The 18,732-nt window shown below is 69.5% G+C and carries 14 protein-coding genes and 1 pseudogene; 5 read left to right on the top strand and 10 right to left on the bottom strand.

Translation table 11 applies throughout. From position 1 onward, the window contains the following. Both AC07EJ_RS36720 and AC07EJ_RS36715 read left to right on the top strand, forming a co-directional pair. Nucleotides 1-89 (top strand): annotated as a pseudogene (locus AC07EJ_RS36720) (TetR family transcriptional regulator); the annotation flags it as partial. Between the two features lie 617 nt (nt 90-706). Continuing rightward, nucleotides 707-1,210, top strand: a complete 504-nt coding sequence (locus tag AC07EJ_RS36715; RefSeq protein ID WP_389486313.1) for a nucleoside deaminase — start codon at nt 707-709, stop codon at nt 1,208-1,210. 405 nt (nt 1,211-1,615) lie between these two features. Here the strand turns inward: AC07EJ_RS36715 and xdhC are convergent, their stop codons facing one another. From xdhC to AC07EJ_RS36685, 6 genes are all read right to left on the bottom strand, one after another. Continuing rightward, nucleotides 1,616-2,425, bottom strand: a complete 810-nt coding sequence (xdhC, locus tag AC07EJ_RS36710; protein WP_478885895.1) for a xanthine dehydrogenase accessory protein XdhC — start codon at nt 2,423-2,425, stop codon at nt 1,616-1,618. A gap of 1 nt (nt 2,426) precedes the next feature. Further along, nucleotides 2,427-4,859, bottom strand: a complete 2,433-nt coding sequence (gene xdhB, locus AC07EJ_RS36705) for a xanthine dehydrogenase molybdopterin binding subunit (RefSeq protein ID WP_389486309.1) — start codon at nt 4,857-4,859, stop codon at nt 2,427-2,429. Beyond that, nucleotides 4,856-6,322: a xanthine dehydrogenase small subunit gene (locus tag AC07EJ_RS36700; protein WP_389486317.1), complete on the bottom strand. Its 1,467-nt coding sequence runs from the start codon at nt 6,320-6,322 to the stop codon at nt 4,856-4,858. The genes xdhB and AC07EJ_RS36700 overlap by 4 nt, the downstream gene beginning before the upstream one ends. A 747-nt stretch (nt 6,323-7,069) precedes the next feature. Continuing rightward, a complete protein-coding gene (locus AC07EJ_RS36695; protein WP_389486307.1) occupies nt 7,070-8,407 on the bottom strand; it encodes a class I SAM-dependent RNA methyltransferase in 1,338 nt (445 codons plus the stop codon). A gap of 112 nt (nt 8,408-8,519) precedes the next feature. Continuing rightward, nucleotides 8,520-10,568: an APC family permease gene (locus AC07EJ_RS36690; RefSeq protein ID WP_478885894.1), complete on the bottom strand. Its 2,049-nt coding sequence runs from the start codon at nt 10,566-10,568 to the stop codon at nt 8,520-8,522. Between the two features lie 207 nt (nt 10,569-10,775). Next, nucleotides 10,776-11,171, bottom strand: a complete 396-nt coding sequence (locus tag AC07EJ_RS36685; RefSeq protein ID WP_389486303.1) for an ArsR/SmtB family transcription factor — start codon at nt 11,169-11,171, stop codon at nt 10,776-10,778. A 115-nt stretch (nt 11,172-11,286) separates the two neighbouring features. Here AC07EJ_RS36685 and AC07EJ_RS36680 point away from each other — a divergent pair, with 115 nt between their 5' ends. The 3 genes from AC07EJ_RS36680 (at nt 11,287) to AC07EJ_RS36670 (ending at nt 14,073) form a co-directional block, all read left to right on the top strand. After that, on the top strand, nt 11,287-12,555 hold the full coding sequence (locus tag AC07EJ_RS36680) for an acyltransferase family protein (protein WP_478885893.1): 1,269 nt from the start codon (nt 11,287-11,289) through the stop codon (nt 12,553-12,555). Between the two features lie 169 nt (nt 12,556-12,724). Beyond that, nucleotides 12,725-13,396 (top strand): potassium channel family protein, encoded by a 672-nt coding sequence (locus AC07EJ_RS36675; protein WP_100591177.1) that lies wholly within the window; start codon nt 12,725-12,727, stop codon nt 13,394-13,396. After that, nucleotides 13,396-14,073: a potassium channel family protein gene (locus AC07EJ_RS36670; protein ID WP_100591176.1), complete on the top strand. Its 678-nt coding sequence runs from the start codon at nt 13,396-13,398 to the stop codon at nt 14,071-14,073. Before AC07EJ_RS36675 ends, AC07EJ_RS36670 begins: the two co-directional genes overlap by 1 nt. A gap of 82 nt (nt 14,074-14,155) precedes the next feature. On the opposite strand, the gene AC07EJ_RS36665 is transcribed toward AC07EJ_RS36670, so the two are convergent. The 4 genes from AC07EJ_RS36665 to AC07EJ_RS36650 are packed head-to-tail and all read right to left on the bottom strand — an operon-like array spanning nt 14,156 to nt 18,596. After that, nucleotides 14,156-14,896 (bottom strand): DUF3159 domain-containing protein, encoded by a 741-nt coding sequence (locus AC07EJ_RS36665; protein ID WP_389486298.1) that lies wholly within the window; start codon nt 14,894-14,896, stop codon nt 14,156-14,158. Between the two features lie 3 nt (nt 14,897-14,899). Further along, nucleotides 14,900-15,310, bottom strand: a complete 411-nt coding sequence (locus AC07EJ_RS36660; protein ID WP_100591174.1) for an OB-fold nucleic acid binding domain-containing protein — start codon at nt 15,308-15,310, stop codon at nt 14,900-14,902. A gap of 41 nt (nt 15,311-15,351) precedes the next feature. Beyond that, the gene (locus AC07EJ_RS36655) at nt 15,352-16,035 is read right to left on the bottom strand and encodes a response regulator (RefSeq protein WP_389486296.1); all 684 of its coding nucleotides are present in this window, start codon (nt 16,033-16,035) and stop codon (nt 15,352-15,354) included. Continuing rightward, nucleotides 16,032-18,596 carry a DUF4118 domain-containing protein gene (locus AC07EJ_RS36650; RefSeq protein ID WP_389486294.1) on the bottom strand — a complete coding sequence of 855 codons (2,565 nt, stop codon included), beginning with the start codon at nt 18,594-18,596 and terminating at the stop codon, nt 16,032-16,034. Before AC07EJ_RS36650 ends, AC07EJ_RS36655 begins: the two co-directional genes overlap by 4 nt. Between the last annotated feature and the right edge of the window lie 136 nt (nt 18,597-18,732).

Below are 18,732 nucleotides of genomic sequence, written 5' to 3'. Positions count from 1 at the left end.
TCGCAACCCTCACCCGCGCACGACGACTACCACCAGAAGACACCGAACCAAGAGTCAAACTGCTCGTCGACCGACTCCCCGCCCTCTGACAGCCCAACCCGACGGACACGCACCAGACGGGTCACCCACCCCGGAAGCCGCGACGCTCATAGAGGTCGTCGCAGCCGGGCTTCATGTCGTACGTCGTCGCCAGGGGATCGCCCGGCTCTCACGAGGAGAAGGATCCACCGAATCCTGCCTTTCATACGAATCTACAAGAGGTGCCATCCGACCAGCCAACTCCTTCATGGTTTCGGTGACTGCCCTCGACTGGGCCCGGCCGATGTACTTGCGCTATTCCGCCTTAACCGCATCTGAACGAGTCACGGAAGAGACAGTGGAGGCCTCCTGATGACCACCCCGTCTTCTCCCGCGCGTACCCCGCAGAACATCGACGAGTCGATCCCCGGTGGGGCGACAGCCCTCCACGCCCGGAAGGAACGCTCGAGGTACGCGGGGAGTTCGCCTTCTCCTCAGATCTGTTGGCGGAGGACATGCTCTGGTGGGCCGTAAACAAGCCCACCGTTTCCGCCATCCCGGCGGTCCCGAACGCCATCCGCAACGCGACTTGTTGCCCCGAATGATCTCACCGTGCGGTGTCCGGAACGGGCAGAGCACGGTCGGAGCATCCGGGGAGTCCCGACCGCCTGCGACAAAAGGAGTGACCATGACCGCGCACACCCAAGAGAAGAGCATCCAGGAGCTCGAGCGCACCTGGATGGACGAGGCCATCGGCCTTGCCACCACCAGCGTGAAGAACGGCGGCGGCCCGTTCGGCGCGTTGATCGCCAAGGGTGGCGAAATTGTCGCGATCGGGAACAACAAGGTCACTTCGAGCCTGGACCCGACGGCGCACGGCGAGGTGAGCGCGATCCGTGCCGCCTGCCAGAAGCTGGGCACCTTCTCGCTCGAGGGCTGCGTCCTGGTCACCTCGTGCGAGCCGTGCCCGATGTGTCTTTCCTCTGCGCTGTGGGCGCGAGTCGACCGGATCATCTTCGCCGCTGATCGGGACGACGCCGCAGTGGCCGGTTTCGACGACCGCAAGTTCTACGACCTGTTCGAGAAGAGGCCCGCGGAGCTGTGGCCGATGGTGATCGAGCAGGTGGACATGCCGAATCGTACGGAGCCGTTCGACGAGTGGCGGGCCAAGTCCGACCGCGTCGACTACTGAAAACCCGCTTCACCGCGCGTCGGCATCGAAGATTCGATCGCGAGTCACGAGTCACCATGATCTGTGGCGTACTCGTCATGCGTAGGCATCGGGATGCGCACGTCTCATAACGCGTAGGCCTCGACATACCGTGCGTCTCAGGACGCGTAGGCCCCGGATTCGAATCTTCAAAGCCACTCTGCAAATGCCTCAGGAATCACTTTCCGTGACCTGGGGCTTTTGCATTTCTTCGCCGGCTTGGCGCGGCCTTCTCCGAACCGACCGCCTCAGCCAGCCTCAGCACACGGGCTGATCCGTTGCTGCGGGCGCCTTTCGAAGTGGCCGGCGCAGTCATGCCGAAGGGGTGCCCCGCATGTGTGCTTTCGCACGAGCGGGGCACCCCTGTCGATCCGGGAGGGGGGAGAGTCAGCTCCAGTCGGTTTCGAAGGTGCGCAGCAAATCGGCAGCGACACTCACCGCGATGGTCGCGGGGTCCTTGCCGGTGATGTCGGCCAGCCCGATCGGGGTCTTGATCCGGTCGATGGTGGCGTCGTCGTGGCCGCCCTCGGTCTGGAGGCGTTTGCGGAACCGTACCCACTTGGCCGCCGACCCGATCAGCCCGATGGAGCCGAGGTGAGTGGTGCGCAAGGCGGCGTCGCACAGGGCGGCGTCCTCGGCGTGGTCATGGGTCATGATCAGGATGTGGGTGCCGCGCGGCAGCTCCTCCAGCACCTCCTCGGGCAGCAGCGGCGTGTGATGCACGTGCACCTGTGCCACCGCGTCGGCGAGGATGCCGAGCCGCTCCTTGGTGAGCATGTCGGAGCGGGTGTCGATCAGATGGAGGTCGAGGTCCTGACGCGCCAGGATGCGCGCCAGTTCCAGCCCGACGTGCCCAACTCCGAAGACCGCCACCGCCCGTACCACCGGCAGGGGTTCGAGCAGTACCGACACCGTGCCGCCGCAGCACTGCACGCCATGCTGGTTGGTCACTTTGTCGTTCAGGGCGAAGTCGATCAGCTCCGGCTCCGGCTTGGACGCGTTGATCATCTCCCGGGCCCGGTCGATCGCGACGGCCTCGACATTGCCGCCTCCGATCGAGCCCCACGCCTCGGTCTGCCCCACCACCAGTTTCGCTCCGGCGTCACGCGGGGCGTGGCCGCGCACGGTCGCGACGGTCACCAGCACGCCGGACTCCCGGCGTGCCCGCAACCGCGCGACCGCGGCGACCCACGTCATGTCAGGCACCGCTCAACGCGGTTGCGTCGGCGAGGACCTGGCCACCTGCGACGTGACCGTTGGCGGCGATGTCACGGGCGGCGTGCCCGTTCTGGGCGGCAGCACCCTGGATCGCCGCCTGGATCGCCCAGTACACCGCTTCCGGCGTCGCGGGCGAGGCCAGCTCGACGCTGACCCCGTTCGGCCCGAACTCGGCGGCGGCCTGCCGCAGCGCCTCACGCACCGAGAACGCCAGCATCAGCGGAGGCTCACCCACCGCCTTGGACCCGTAGACCGCGCCCTCTTCGGTGGCGTTCTCCAGGAGCGTGACGTTGAACTCCTCGGGCATCTCCGAGAAGCTCGGCAGCTTGTACGTGCTCGCCGCCTGGGTCTGCAGCCGGCCGCGGTTCGGCCCGTCACTGGCGTCCCAGCGCAGGTCCTCGAGCGTGAGCCAGCCCGCGCCCTGCACGAAACCGCCCTCGACCTGACCGATGTCGATCATCGGGGACAGGCTGTCTCCGACGTCGTGCACGATGTCCACCCGTCGGATGCGGTAGGCGCCGGTGAAACCGTCGACCTCCACCTCGGTCGCGGCGGCGCCGTTGGCGAAATACTTGAACGGCGAGCCCCGGAACGACTTCGCGTCCCAGTGCAGCCCCTCGGTCCGGTAGAAGCCGGACGCCGACAGCTGGACCCGCTGGAAGTACGCGGTGTGCACCAGGTCGTCCCAGGCCAGCTCCTTGTCGCTGCCCAGGGCGCGCGCGACGCCCTCGACGATGCGCACGTCCGAAGCGTTCGCGCCCAGCTGGGAGCCGGCCACCTGCAGCAGCCGCTCGCGCAGCTGCTCACAGGCGTTCTTGATCGCCCCGCCGTTGAGGTCCGCGCCGGAACTGGCGGCGGTGGCGGAGGTGTTCGGCACCTTGTCCGTACGCGTCGGGGCGAGGCGGACCTTGTGCAGCGGGATGCCCAGCGTGGTCGCGGCCACCTGCATCATCTTGGTGTGCAGGCCCTGGCCCATCTCGGTGCCGCCGTGGTTGATCAGGACGGAGCCGTCCTTGTAGATCAGCACCAGCGCGCCGCCCTGGTTGAAGGCGGTGAGGTTGAACGAGATGCCGAACTTGATGCCGGTGATCGCGAGCGCCCGCTTGGTGTTCGGGTGCGCGGCGTTGAAGGCCGCGATCTCGCGCTTGCGGTCGGCTATGCCGCCGTTTTCCTTGACCTGCTCCCAGACTGCGGAGATCCGGTCGGCCTGCGTGACCGGCTGACCGTACGGCGTCGTCTGGCCCTGGCCCGGCTGGTAGAAGTTGCGCTCGCGCAGCTCCATCGGGTCCAGGCCCAGCTGCGGTGCGCAGCGGCCCAGGATGTCCTCGATCACGATCATGCCCTGCGGTCCGCCGAAGCCGCGGAACGCGGTGTTGGAGACCGTGTTGGTCTTGGCGATGCGACCGGCGACACGCGCGTTGGGGATCCAGTACGTGTTGTCGATGTGGCACAGCGCGCGGGCGAGGACCGGCTCGGACAGGTCCAGGCTCCAGCCGCCGTCCGCCACCAGGGCGGCGTCGAGGGCCTGGATACGGCCCTCGGCGTCGAAGCCGATCTTCCACTTGGCGTGGAAACCGTGCCGCTTGCCGGACATGGTCAGGTCCTGGGTCCGGTTGAGCCGGAACCGGACCGGACGGCCGGTCAGCTTGGCGCCGAGCGCGGCGACGGCCGCGAACCCGTGCGGCTGCATCTCCTTGCCGCCGAAGCCGCCGCCCATGCGCAGGCACTGCACGGTGATCTCGTGCGAGGGAACACCGAGCACGTGGGAGACGATTTCCTGGGTCTCCGACGGGTGCTGGGTGCTGCTCTGGATGAACACCTGCCCGTTCTCGTCGACCAGGGCGAGCGCCGCGTGCGTCTCCAGGTAGAAGTGCTCCTGGCCGGCGAACTGGAACTCGCCGCTGATCACGTGCGCGGAGTCGGCGAAGCCTGCGTCGATGTCGCCGTGCACCATCAGGGGCTGGGCACCGTGGTAGCTGCCCGCCTCCATCGCGTCCTGGAGCGTGATCAGCGAGGGCAGTTCCTCGAGGTCGACCTCGACGGCCGCCGCACCGAGCCGGGCCGCTTCCAGGGTCTCGCCGAGCACCCAGGCGACGGCGTGGCCGTGGAACATGACCTCGTCGGGGAAGAGCGGCTCGTCGTGCTTCATGCCGGCGTCGTTGACGCCGGGCACGTCGGCACCGGTCAGCACGCGGACCACGCCGGGCACGGCGAGCGCGGCCTCGGTGCGCAGCGCGGTGATCCGGCCGCGGGCCTTCATGACCTGCACCGGGTACGCGTGCAGCACGTCCTTGGTGCGCTGCACCAGGTCGTCGGTGTAGAGCGCGGTACCGGTGACGTGCAGGTAGGCACTCTCGTGCGGCATCGAGACGCCGACTACCGGCTTCTCGGGTATCTCGGACAAATGACTCATGACGACACCGCCTCGGTGGTCTGTGCGTGCAGCTTCAGCAGGCTCTGGCCGAGCATCGCGGAGCGGTAGAGGGAGCTGGCTCGATGGTCGCTCATCGGCGTACCCTCGCCCCGCAGCTCCCGGGCCGCCTCCTGGACGGTCTGAGCCGTCCACGGCTTGCCCTCCAGGGCCGCCTCGGCGGCGAGGGAGCGGAGCGGGGTGGCGGCCACGCCGCCCAGGCCGATGCGCGCCTTGCGGACGATCCCGTCCTCGATGTCGAGCGCGAAAGCGACGGCGACGCTGGAGATGTCGTCGAAGCGCCGCTTGGCGATCTTGTGGAAGGCCGTGACCGGCGACAGCGGCCGGGGGATGCGCACCGCGCGGATCAGCTCGCCGGGACGGCGCACGCTCTGCCGGTAGCCGGTGAAGTAGTCCACCAGCGGGACCACGCGTTCACCGTCGGCGTCGGCGAGCACCAACGATGCCTCCAGCGCGAGCAGCACCGGCGGGCTGTCACCGATGGGGGAACCGGTCCCCAGGTTGCCGCCGAAGGTCGCACCGTTGCGGATGAGCCGGGACGCGAACTGCGGGAACAGTTCGGCGAGGAGCGGGACTTCGCCGTCGAGACGGCGTTCGATCTCGGTGAGCGTCAGCGCCGCACCGATCTCGATGTGGTCGGATTCGACGCGCAGCTCCCGCAGTTCGGGCAGCCGGTCGATCGCTACGACGCAATCCGCCCTGCGGGAACGGATGTTGACCTCGACACCGAAGTCGGTGGAGCCGGCCACCACCACCGCGTCGGGCCGCTCGCGCAACAACTGCAGTGTTTCGGCAAGGGTGTTCTTCCGCAGGAAGGTCTTGCCGTCCTGGCTGTACTCGGTGGCGACCGGCGCCGGCGGCTCCTCGTCGCGACGCTGCGCGAGCGGGTCCTCGTCGGTGGGCTCACCGACGGCGAACGCGGCATCGCGAATCGGGCGGTAGCCGGTGCAGCGGCACAGGTTTCCGCTCAGCGCGTGCAGATCGAAGCCGTTCGGACCGTGCTCGGCATCGGCATCGGCGGCTGCGTCATCGCCGTGCGCGCAGCGGTCCGGTCGGTAGTACTCGGAGGCCATGCTGCAGATGAAGCCCGGCGTGCAGTAGCCGCACTGGGAGCCACCGCGGACCGCCATCTCCTCCTGCACCGGGTGCAGGGCAGGCGGCGTGCCGTCGGCACCGGGGGTGGCGAGGCCTTCGGAGGTGATGATCTCCTGACCGTCGAGCGCCGCGGCCGGGACCAGACAGGCGTTGACCGCCACCCAGTCGGTCGGCTTGTTCACCCCGGGACGGGCCACCAGGACCGAACAGGCACCGCACTCACCCTCCGCGCAGCCCTCCTTGGTACCGGTGAGGCCACGCTCGCGCAGGAAATCCAGCGCCGTGGTGTGCGGTGCAGCCGGTGAAATCGGTGCTTCTTTCCCGTTGACCGTGATCCGCGCCGCTACCATGACAGGCCTTCGTTTCGGTAAGCGATCGATCGATTCATCATGTTCGCCAATTTCAGGCAGCTTTCTGTGTTCAAACGCGCCACGTGAGAACAGTGGGCGCAGAAAGGCACGCGACAGTGACGTGCCGAAGAAGGTGACGGGAAACCTGGAACGCGCCACGGAGGGGCACATCAGGACGTGCCACGAACGGGCACAGAACGGCGCGAGTCAGCAGCCGTGCGCGATCCGACCGGGAACCCAGGCTGTGCACTGGGCGAGGCGACCAAGATCAGAGCTGGTGTACATCTGCTGGCCGCCTCCTTCCGGTAGTTAGTGGATCGACTCTGACCGCAAACTAGTGGGTTGGGCCACAGAGGTCAAGAGGTTGACTTCGTTCCGTCGAGAAACGATCGGGCTCGAGGCCAGGAGCCCTTCCATTCATCACTGAGCGTCGAGCGCACCGTGTCCTGGCGGGCCACCGTCGCCCGCACCGCCGCCACGAACACAAGTCCTTGGGCGGGAACCCGACCCCGTGCAGCGGGCAGACGCAGGACAGACGCAGCTAGAACTCTCCAGGCGCGCAGAGCATCGGAGTCGGCACCTCAAAGCTTGAGGCGGCGAAGGCGGCGAAGGCGACGAAGGCACCAGGCCTCCCCTGGGGCCGCTGCCTCCCCTGCCGCCGCCGCGAACACATCGCCGAGCACTTTCGCCCGTCACGCCCACACCGCACCGCTACCGCACCTCACACAAGCCACCCGAACCCGCAGGTCAGGCGTCGGCACCCTTCGTGGCAGGCTCAAGGATCGCGACGCACTCGACGTGGTGCGTCATCGGGAACAGATCGAACGCGCGCAGCATCCGGACCTTGTAGCCGCCGTCCCGGAAGTACGCCAGGTCGCGGGCCAGGGCTGCCGGGTCGCAGGCCACGTAGGCAATGCGGCGGGCGCCCAGGGACGTCAGGTGTTCCACCGTCTTCTTGCCCGCACCCGCGCGGGGCGGGTCCAGGACGATCAGGTCGACCTCGGTGATGCCCGTGCGCGGGAGGACCGATTCGACCTTGCCCTGCTCGATGCGGACCCGGTCGAAGGCGGCCACGTTGTGGCGGGCGTCCTCGACCGCGCGCTTGCCGGACTCGATGCCGAGCACCGCGCCCTGGTCGCCGATGCGGTCCGCGATCGCGCCGGCGAAGAGGCCGACGCCGCAGTACAGGTCGAGCGCCATCTCGCCCTTGCGGGGCAGCAGGCCCTGCATGACCGCCTTGACCAGCGTGTCCGCCGCCTGCGGATGCACCTGCCAGAAGCCGCCGCTGCCGACACGGTGCGTGCGGCCGTCGGCGCGCTCGCGGACGAACCCTCGGCCGTGGACCCGGTGGATGCCGCCGTCCTTCTCGTCGACGCGCAGCACGGAGACCGGCTTGTCCAGCTCGACCAGGGGCAGGCGCGCGCCGGGGCGCGGGGTCAGGATGACCTGGCGGTCCTGGGAGCCCGTCGCCGAGATCGCCTCGACGGACTCCATGCCCGTCCAGTCGCGCTGCTCGATGCCGAGTTCGGAGACGCCGGGCGCCGCGATCATGCAGTGTTCGACCGGCTCGACCTCGTGCGAGCGGTGGCGGCGCAGACCCGCCTTCCCGGTGTCGGGGTCGACCGCGTACTGCACGCGCGTGCGCCACTGCGGGACCTCGCCCGCCGGGAGCTTGTCACCCTCGGCCGGCATGACCGTGCCGTCCCAGCCGGCCTCCTCGGGCGTGAGGCCCGCGAGGCGCTGGAGCTGCTCGGCGATGACCTCGCCCTTGAGGCGGCGCTGCGCGCCCGGCTTGGCGTGCTGCCAGTCGCAGCCGCCGCAGCGGCCGGGGCCGGCGTACGGGCAGGGCGCCTCGACGCGGTCCTTGGACGCCTCGATGACCGTGACCGCGTCGGCGCGCAGGAAGCGAGCGCCTTCCTCGCCGTCCGTGACGCGGGCCACGACCTTCTCGCCGGGCAGCGCGTGCCGGACGAACAGGACCTGGCCCTCGTCCGTGCGGGCGATGCAGTGGCCTCCGTGGGCTACGGGGCCGATCTCGACCTCGTACTCCTCCCCGACCAGCGACTTCTTCGGTTCTGCCTGCATGGCGGGGGACTCCACAACGTAAGAAAGCAAGGGACACGGCGAACGGCCGGACAACAGCCCACCAGTCTACGTGGGTGTTGTCCGGCCGCTCGCCACACGCCAGCCGAGGGGGTCAGCCCTTGTTCGTGGGCTCCTTGGGGCGCTTCTCGACGGGGCCGCGGCGCACGGCACCCGGCGCGTTCCAGTCCTGGCGCCTGCGGGCCCGCTTCTTGGCGGCCTCGGAGGACTCCAGCTGGTAGGGCACCGAGGTGACCATGATGCCGGGGGTGAACAGGAGCCGGCCCTTGAGGCGCAGGGCGGACTGGTTGTGGAGCAGGTGCTCGTACCAGTGGCCGACCACGTACTCGGGGATGATCACGCTGACCGCGTCGCGCGGGGAGTCGCGGCGCAGGCTCTTCACGTATTCGATGATCGGGCGCGTGATCTCGCGGTAGGGCGAGTCGAGGACCTTGAGCGGTACGTCGATGCCGCGCCGCTCCCACTCCTCGCGCAGCGCCTTCGTCTCGGCCGGGTCGACGTTCACGCTGAGCGCCTCGAGGGTGTCCGAGCGCATCAGCTTGGCGTAGGCCAGGGCGCGCAGCGTCGGGCGGTGGATCTTGGAGACGAGCACGATCGAGTGCACGCGGGACGGCCGGACGCTGTCGTCCGTCGGCGTCTCGGGGGCCACGATCTCCTCGGCCACACGGTCGTAGTGCTTACGGATCGCGGTCATCGTCGCGTAGAAGATGCACATGCCGAGGAGGGCGACCCAGGCGCCGTGCGTGAACTTCGTGACGAGGACCACGACGAGCACGAGACCGGTGAAGAACGCGCCGAAGGTGTTGATGGCGCGCGAGCGGACCATGTGGCGGCGCTTGGCCTGGTCCTTCTCGGTGCGCAGGTGGCGGTTCCAGTGCCGGACCATGCCGGTCTGGCTCAGCGTGAACGAGACGAACACGCCGACGATGTACAGCTGGATGAGGCGCGTCGAGTCGGCGCCGTAGATCACGACGAGGAGCGCGGCCGCGCCGGCGAGGAGCACGATGCCGTTCGAGAACGCGAGGCGGTCGCCGCGGGTGTGCAGCTGGCGCGGCAGGTAGCGGTCCTGGGCGAGGATCGAGCCGAGGAGCGGGAAGCCGTTGTACGCGGTGTTGGCGGCCAGGAAGAGGACCAGGGCCGTGGCCGCCGCGAGGATGATGAAGAGGAAGCTGCCCTTGCCGAAGACGGCCTCGGCGACCTGGGAGATCACCGGGTTCTGAACGTAGCTCCCGCCGACGGCGACACCGTTGTGGATCAGGTCGGTGGCCGGGTTCTCGGCCATGCGGACCTTGGTCGTCATGGCCAGGGCGATGATGCCGCAGAACATGGTGACGGCCAGCAGACCCATCGCCGCGAGCGTGGTCGCCGCGTTCTTCGACTTCGGCTTGCGGAACGCCGGTACGCCGTTGCTGATCGCCTCGACGCCGGTGAGCGCCGCACAGCCGGAGGAGAACGCGCGCAGCAGCAGGAAGACGAGGGCGAAGCCCGCGAGGCCCTGGTGCTCGGCCTTGATGTGGAAGTCGGCGGTGGGTGCCTTCATGGTGTCGTCGAGGACGAGTCCGCGGAACGCGCCCCACGCGATCATGATGAAGACGCCGGCCACGAAGACGTAGGTCGGGATGGCGAAGAGCTTCCCGGACTCCTTCACGCCGCGCAGGTTCATCAGCGTGAGCAGGACGATGACCAGGACCGCGCAAAGGACCTTGTGCTCGACGACGAACGGGATCGCCGAGCCGAGGTTCTCGATGCCGGAGGCGATCGACACGGCGACGGTGAGGACGTAGTCGACGAGGAGGGCGCTCGCGACGGTGAGGCCGGCCTTGGGGCCGAGGTTCGTGGTCGCGACCTCGTAGTCACCGCCGCCGCTCGGGTAGGCGTGGACGTTCTGGCGGTAGGAAGCGACCACGGTGAACATCAGCACCACGACCGCGACCGCGATCCAGGGGCTGAAGTGGTACGCCGACACGCCCGCGATGGACAGGACCAGCAGCACCTCTCCCGGCGCGTAGGCCACGGAGGACAGCGGGTCGGAGGCGAAAACGGGGAGGGCGATGCGCTTCGGCAGGAGCGTTTCTCCGAGCCGGTCGCTGCGCAGAGCGCGCCCGATCAAGATCCGTTTGGGCACGTCGGTCAGTTTGGACACGCAGAGGATCGTAAGCGTTCGAACGGGGGGCCGCCCACCCACCACCCCCCAAGTGCACCGGAACCTCACACGGGGCGCCTGACCGGGCAGTCCTGACGAGGGCTTACGGCCCCGGCTGCCGCCGGTACGGGAGGTGGATCGCCCCACCTTGCCCCAGTTCGAATGCCGCCGGGCGCCGCGGGGCAAGCGGGAATTTGAAGACAGGCCCTAGGCCCCGGCCCCGCGGAGCCGGGAGGCCGGGGTCCGGTCGGCGCGTTCGGCGAGCCGGCCCACGAGCAGCCGCACCACGGCCACGATGTCCGGGTCGTCCACGAAGTAGACCTGGCGGCGCCCCTCGCGCCGCGACCGCACGAGCCCGGCGAGCTTCAGCTTGGTGAGGTGCTGGCTCACGGCGGGCAGCGCGCCGCCGACGCGTTCGGCGAGGCCTGTGACATCGCTCTCACCCTGCGCAAGGGCCCACACGATGTGCAGCCGGGCCGAGGAGGCGAGCAGTCCGAACGCACCGGCCGCCTCGGCGATGACCTCGGCGGGCGGGTCGTCGAAGGCGGGCCGGTCACCGAATTCGCGTACGCGCGCCACCACCGTCGTCGCCCTCTCCCACATCCGCTTCGGCTCACCGGGCCGAGGAGGACCTCAGTCTAGGTGGGCACTGTGACGCCCGTAACGCCGCTGTGGTCCGGGTTTACGCGGAAGAGGAGGGGTGGCTACGGTGCGGGAGATGTCCCGCAGCCACCTCCCCGCGCAACGGCCGGTCACACCTCGGGGTGACCATGCCGCGCCGTTGCCGGAACTCGCGTCCGTGCCCGCTGCGCCCCCGCTGGAGAAGCCGCCGACCACGCACGGGCGGGCCGCGGAGAGACCGGACGAACCGCAGGCGGTCGCGGAGACGCCGGACAAACAGCCGGGCAGACACCTGGGCGAACAGCCGGACCGACAGCCGGACCGGCAGCCGGGCAAGCCGCGGGATGCGTTCTTCGACAACGCCAAGTACCTCGCGATCGTCCTGGTCGCGATGGGTCACGCCTGGGAACCCCTGCGCGGCGACAGCCGGGCGGCGGCCGCGCTCTACATCACCGTCTACACGTTCCACATGCCGGCGTTCATCGTCATCTCCGGCTACTTCTCGCGCAGCTTCGACGCGAGCCCGGCACGCCTCAAGCGCCTGGTGACCGGGGTGGCGGTGCCGTACGTGATCTTCGAGGTCGCGTACACCTTCTTCAAGCGCTGGGCGGACGACGACCCGACGTACCCGATCAGCCTGCTCGACCCCTGGTACCTCACCTGGTTCCTGATCGCACTGTTCATCTGGCGGCTCACCACCCCGCTGTGGAAGATCGTCCACTGGCCGGTGCCGCTCGCGCTGGCCGTCGCGGTGCTCGCCTCCGTCTCCCCCGACATCGGCGACGACCTCGACCTCCAGCGCGTCCTGCAGTTCCTCCCCTTCTTCGTCCTCGGGCTGGTCCTCAAGCCGGAGCACTTCCAGCTCGTACGGCGTCGCGAGGCGCGGATCCTGGCCGTCCCGGTGTTCGCGGCCGCGCTGCTGTTCGCGTACTGGGCGGCCCCGCGCATGAACGCGGCCTGGTTCTACCGCCGTGACAGCGCCCAGGAACTCGCCGCCCCCGGCTGGTCGGGCGCCGTCATGACGCTCGCCATGTTCGGCTGCTCCGTCGTGCTCGTCGCGTGCTTCTTCGCGTGGGTCCCGCGCCGCAAGATGTGGTTCACGGCACTCGGCGCAGGCACCCTGTACGGCTATCTGCTGCACGGCTTCGTCGCCAAGGGCTCCCGCTTCTGGGACTGGTACGACCTCCAGTGGTTGCACACCCCGCTCGGCGAGATCACCGTCACGCTGGCCGCCGCCGCCCTCATCACCAGCCTGTGCACGCCGCCGGTGCAGCGCCTCTTCCGCTTCGCGATGGAGCCGGACATGAAGTGGGCGTTCCGGCGGGACGCGGCCGGGATCGCGGGCAGGGGCGGGCGGCGAAGCTGATCAAGCTTCCCGCTACGCGGATGCTGGCAACGGAGGCCATGCGGCTTAAGCTCGTCTCCTGGCAACGCGGCACGCGATTGCCTCTAGTTGCCCGGCAGACTGAGAGAGAAGAGTGAGCGAGATGTTTTCGCAGGTCATCGGGGCGACCAGGAGTGCGGGGTAGCGGCCGGTGCACATCGTCATCATGGGGTGCGGCCGGGTGGGTTCCGCCCTGGCACAGACCCTTGAGCAACAGGGGCACACGGTCGCGGTCATCGACCAGGACCCCACGGCCTTCCGGCGCCTGGGTTCCGGCTTCGGCGGCCGCCGCGTCACCGGGGTCGGCTTCGACCAGGACACCCTGCGCGAGGCGGGAATCGAGGAGGCCGGCGCGTTCGCGGCCGTCTCCAGCGGTGACAACTCGAACATCATCGCCGCCCGCGTGGCCCGCGAGATGTTCGGCATCGAGAACGTCGCGGCCCGCATCTACGACCCGCGTCGCGCCGAGGTCTACCAGCGTCTGGGCATCCCGACCGTCGCGACCGTGCGGTGGACCGCGGACCAGATGCTGCGCAGGCTCCTGCCGTCCGGCGCCGAGCCGCTGTGGCGCGACCCCACCGGGGGCGTCCAGCTCGCCGAGGTGCATGCCTCGGTGGCGTGGGTGGGCCACAAGATCAGCCGGCTCCAGGAGGAGACCGGCGTCCGGGTCGCGTTCGTCACCCGGCTCGGCGAGGCGATCCTGCCCACGTCGCAGACGGTGCTGCAGGAGGGCGACCTGGTGCACGTGATGATGCGCACCGACGACGTCGAGAAGGTCGAAGCGGCGTTCGCCGAGGGTCCTGAAGAGGAGGGCGGTCACTGATGAGGGTCGCCATTGCCGGAGCGGGCGCGGTGGGCCGTTCCATCGCCGGTGAGCTCCTGGAGAACGGCCACGAGGTCCTTCTCATCGACAAGGCGCCGACCGCCATCTCGGTCGAGCGCGTCCCGCAGGCGGAGTGGCTGCTCGCCGACGCCTGCGAGATCACGTCCCTGGACGAGGCGGCGCTCCAGCGCTGCAACGTGGTCATCGCGGCCACCGGCGACGACAAGGTCAACCTCGTCGTCTCCCTGCTCGCGAAGACCGAGTACGGGGTCCCGCGGGTCGTCGCCCGCGTGAACAACCCCAAGAACGAGTGGCTCTTCAACGAGTCGTGGGGCGTCGACGTCGCGGTCTCCACGCCGCGCCTGATGTCCGCGCTCGTCGAGGAGGCGGTGAGCGTGGGCGATCTGGTCCGCCTGCTGCGCTTCAGCCACGGCGACGCGAACCTGGTGGAGCTGACGCTGCCGCCCGAGTCGGCGCTGGCCGGCACGCGCGTGGGCGACGTCCAGTGGCCCGAGGACACGTCCCTGGTGACGATCATCCGCGGGACCCGAGTCCTCGCCCCGTCCCAGGACGACTCCCTGGAGGCGGGCGACGAGCTGCTGTTCGTGGCGGCCCAGGCCCGCGAGGAACAGCTCGAGGACCTGCTGTCGGTCCGCCGCGAGGACGTCGCGGGCTGAGGGCTCTTCCGTAGGTACGAAGAGGGGGCCCCGGAGTCGAAACTCCGGGGCCCCCTTCTCGTAGCGTCCGCCGTCGGCGCGCTCACACCTCCCGGCGATGGCGCGCGGCGCCCTCCTTGCGGGCGGCCTTCGCTTCCTTCTCGGCCTTCTCCTCCGCCTCCATCTCCGCGAACACGTCGATGGGCGCGGGCGCCTTCGCGAGGAAGACCCAGGTCAGCCAGACGGCGAGCAGGAACGGCGGGATCTTCAGGGCGATCAGGACCCAGCCGAACTTCGTGGTGTCGGCCCACCAGTACATCGGGAAGAGGATCGCGCACTTCGCGAGCAGGATCAGGCCCCAGGCCCAACTGGCCTTGGCGTAGGCCTTCTTGCGGCCGGGGTTGCGCGTGCGCCAGGAGAGGTTCTCCTTGAAGACCGGTCCCAGGATCAGGCCGATCAGGGGCACCCCGCACAGCGTGGTCACGATGTAGGCGAGGGCCAGGCCCAGCGTGTAGAGCATGCCGGGCAGGTAGAAGTCCTTGGCGTTGCCCGTCATCATCGCGAAGACGACGCCGAAGGCCACGCCGAAGACGCCGCTGAAGGCGTGCTTGACGGTGCCCTTCATGACCAGGCGGACCACGACCAGGACCACGGACACCGCGAGGGCCGCGATGGCCGACATGTGCAGGTCCTTGTTGATCGTGAAGATGGTCACGAACAGGAGACCGGGAACGACCGTCTCCACCATGCCCCGCACGCCGCCGAAGGCCTCGAAGAGGGCGGCCTCGGTCACCGCCTTCGAGTCGGATTCCTGATCCGCGGTCGGCTTGTCGAGGGACGTCACCGGCTACTCCCGTCCGAGCGGTCTGAGTTCGTACTTCGGGTTGAAGAGCACCCTACGGCCCCGGCTCATCGAGACCCGCCCGGAAGCGATCAGCTTGCGGCCCGGCTCGATGCCGACGATGGACCGGCGGCCGAGCCATACGACGTCCAGAGCCGCGGAGCCGTCGAACAGCTCCGCCTCCAGCGCCGGGACTCCGGCGCGTGGTCGGAGGGTGACCGTGCGCAAGGTACCAGTAACGGTGACTATCTGCCGGTCCTGGCAGTCGCCGATGCGGGTACAGCCCGTGGTCTGCGAGTCCTCGCGCAGCTCCTCCGACTCCAGGTCCTCCTGGGACGAGGACAGCCGGTCAAGCATGCGCCGGAAGCGGCCTGCCGGCTTCTCGGACGGCGTATCGGAACGAGGGACAGCACTCATATATGAAGCGTACCGGGGGTCGGGGACAACGGATGAGCGGGTCAGCGCTCGAAGCGATAGCCCATGCCGGGCTCCGTGATGAAGTGGCGCGGGTGGGAGGGGTCCGACTCCAGTTTGCGGCGGAGCTGGGCCATGTAAACGCGCAGATAGTTCGTCTCGGTGCCGTAGGAAGGGCCCCAGACCTCCTGGAGGAGCTGCTTCTGGCTGACCAGGCGGCCCGTGTTGCGGACCAGGACCTCCAGGAGGTGCCACTCGGTGGGGGTCAGGCGCACGTCGCGGCCGTCCCGGTTGACCTTCTTCGCGGCCAGGTCGACGGTGAAGTCTTCGGTCTCGACGATGCCCTCGTCCTCGCCGCCGCCGGTGGGCTCCGCCCGGCGGACCGCGGCGCGCAGGCGGGCCAGGAGCTCGTCCATGCCGAACGGCTTGGTGACGTAGTCGTCGGCGCCCGCGTCGAGCGCCTCGACCTTCTCGTCGGAGGAGTGCCGGGCGGACAGCACCAGGATCGGTACGCGGGTCCAGCCGCGCAGGCCCCTGATCACCTCGACGCCGTCCATGTCGGGCAGGCCCAGGTCGAGCACGACGACGTCGGGGTGGAACGCGGCGGCGAGCTGGAGCGCGCCCGCGCCGTCGGCCGCGGCCTCCACCTCGTACTTGCGCGCCTTCAGGTTGATGACGAGGGCGCGCACGATCTGCGGCTCGTCGTCGACCACGAGCACCCGGGTCATGCGTACCTGCCTCTCTGAGCAATGGCTGAGCTGATGGGGGCGGCCGGCGGGTGGCCGGGCGCGGCGGTGAGCGTGAGGACCATGGTCAGGCCGCCGCCGGGGGTGTCCTCCGCCGTGAGCGTGCCGTTCATCGCCTCGACGAAGCCGCGGGCGACGGCGAGGCCGAGGCCCACTCCGGCGCCGCGTGGCGCGTCACCATAGCGCTGGAACGGGGCGAAGATCCGGTCCTTGGCGGTGTCGGGGACGCCGGGCCCGCGGTCCACGACGCGCACCTCCACGCGGTCGCCGAGTGTGCTGGCGGAGACCAGCACCACGCCGTCCGTCTCGTCGTCGGGGCTGTACTTGACGGCGTTCTCGACGATATTGGCGACGGCGCGCTCCAGGAGTCCCTTGTCCACGGTGACCATGGGCAGGCTCTCCGGAATGTCGAGGTCGACGCTGCCGTCCGGGACTCCCACCAGCGCCATCGGGACCACCTCATCGAGATCGATCTCGCGCATCAGCGGGGTGACGGTGCCGGTCTGGAGGCGGGACATGTCGAGGAGGTTGCCGACGAGGTGGTCGAGGCGGTCGGCGCCCTCCTCGATGCCGGCGAGGAGTTCGGCCTGGTCCTCCTCGGACCAGGCGACGTCGTCGGAGCGCAGCGAGGAGACGGCGGCCTTGATGCCGGCGAGCGGGGTCCGCAGGTCGTGGCTGACGGCGGCGAGCAGGGCGGTGCGGATGCGGTTGCCCTCGGCGAGGGTGCGGGCCTGGTCCGCCTCGGACTGAAGGCGCTGGCGGTCGAGGACGACGGCGGCCTGGGCCGCGAAGGCGGCGAGGACGCGGCGGTCCTCGGCGGGCAGCACGCGGCCGGACAGGGCGAGCGCCATGTGGTCGCCGACGGGCATGTCGACGTCCGCGTCCTCGGGGCGTTCCAGGGGGTGCGGGCCGACGCTGGCGGCGCAGGTCCACGGTTCGACATCGTTCGCGCGTTCGAGGAGGGATACGGAGTCCATGGCGAAGGTCTCGCGGACCCGGTCGAGCAGCGCGTCGAGGCTGTTCTCGCCGCGCAGGACGCTGCCGGCGAGGAAGGAGAGGATCTCGGACTCGGCCCGCAGCCTGGCGGCCTGATGCGTGCGCCTTGCCGCCAGGTCGACGACGGACGCGACCGACACCGCGACCCCTACGAAGATCACGATGGCGACGATGTTCTTGGGATCGGCGACGGTGAACAGGTGCAGGGGCGGCGTGAAGTAGTAGTTCAGGAGGAGCGAGCCGAAGGCTGCCGAGGCCAGGGCCGGAAGGAGGCCGCCGACGAGGGCCGCGGCCACCGTCACGGACAGGAAGAGGAGCATGTCGTTGGCGAGGCCGAGATCGGCCTCGACATGGATGAGCGCGAGGGCCAGCAGGGCCGGGCCGGCGACGCCGACGAGCCAGCCCCAGATGATCCGGGAGCGACCGAGGCGGGCGCCGCGCGCGACGGGCAGGCCGCGGCCCTTGGCCACTTCCTCGTGCGTGACGATGTGCACGTCGAGATCGGGGCCCGACTCGCGGGCGACGGTCATGCCGACGCCGGGTCCGAAGATGTACTGCCATGTCTTGCGGCGCGAGGAACCGAGGACGATCTGGGTCGCGTTGACCCCGCGCGCGAACTCGAGGAGCGCGGCCGGTATGTCGTCCCCTATGACGTGGTGGAAGGTGCCGCCCAGGTCCTCGACGAGGGTGCGCTGGAGCGCGAGTTCCTTGGGGGAGGCGGCGGTGAGGCCGTCGCTGCGGGCGATGTAGACGGCGAGGATCTCGCTGCCCGAGCCCTTGGCGGCCATCCGCGCCGCGCGCCTGACGAGGGTGCGGCCCTCGGGTCCGCCGGTCAGTCCGACGACGATGCGCTCGCGGGCCTGCCAGGTGGAGCGGATGTTGTGCTCGCCGCGGTACTGCTGGAGGTACTCGTCGACACGGTCGGCCACCCACAGGAGGGCAAGCTCGCGCAGGGCGGTGAGGTTGCCGGGGCGGAAGTAGTTGGAGAGGGAGGCGTCGATCCGGTCGGGCTTGTAGATGTTGCCGTGCGCCATGCGGCGTCGCAGCGCCTGCGGCGACATGTCGACCAGTTCGATCTGGTCGGCGCGGCGCACGACCTCGTCGGGGACGGTCTCGCGCTGGCGCACGCCGGTGATCGACTCGACGACGTCGCCGAGTGACTCCAGGTGCTGGATGTTGACGGTGGACACGACGTCGATGCCGGCCGCGAGGAGTTCCTCGACGTCCTGCCAGCGCTTGGCGTTGCGGGAGCCGGGCACGTTCGTGTGGGCGAGTTCGTCCACCAGGGCGACGTCGGGGTGCCGGGCCAGTACGGCGTCGACGTCCATCTCGGTGAAGACGGCGCCGCGGTAGGTGAGCTCCTTGCGCGAGATCTGTTCGAGGCCGTGGAGCATCACCTCCGTACGGGGCCTGCCGTGGTGCTCGACGAAGCCCACGGCGCAGTCCGTGCCCCGCTCGATACGGCGGTGGCCCTCGGAGAGCATCGCGTAGGTCTTGCCGACGCCCGGTGCCGCACCGAGGTAGATCCGAAGCTTGCCGCGTCCCATGGCCCCATTGTCTTCCCGCTGCACGTGTTGTACGCAGCGTCGACCCTACGGCCACCAATTGCGGCAAATCGGGCGAGGGGGCCGCGGACGTGCGTCTTTGACGCAACTCTGATGCGGGCCGCGCCGCACCGGCGGC

The organism is Streptomyces sp. NPDC045026 (assembly GCF_056432625.1).
Note: the sequence above shows the minus strand (reverse complement) of the source record. Positions and strands in the feature narration are given on the sequence as shown.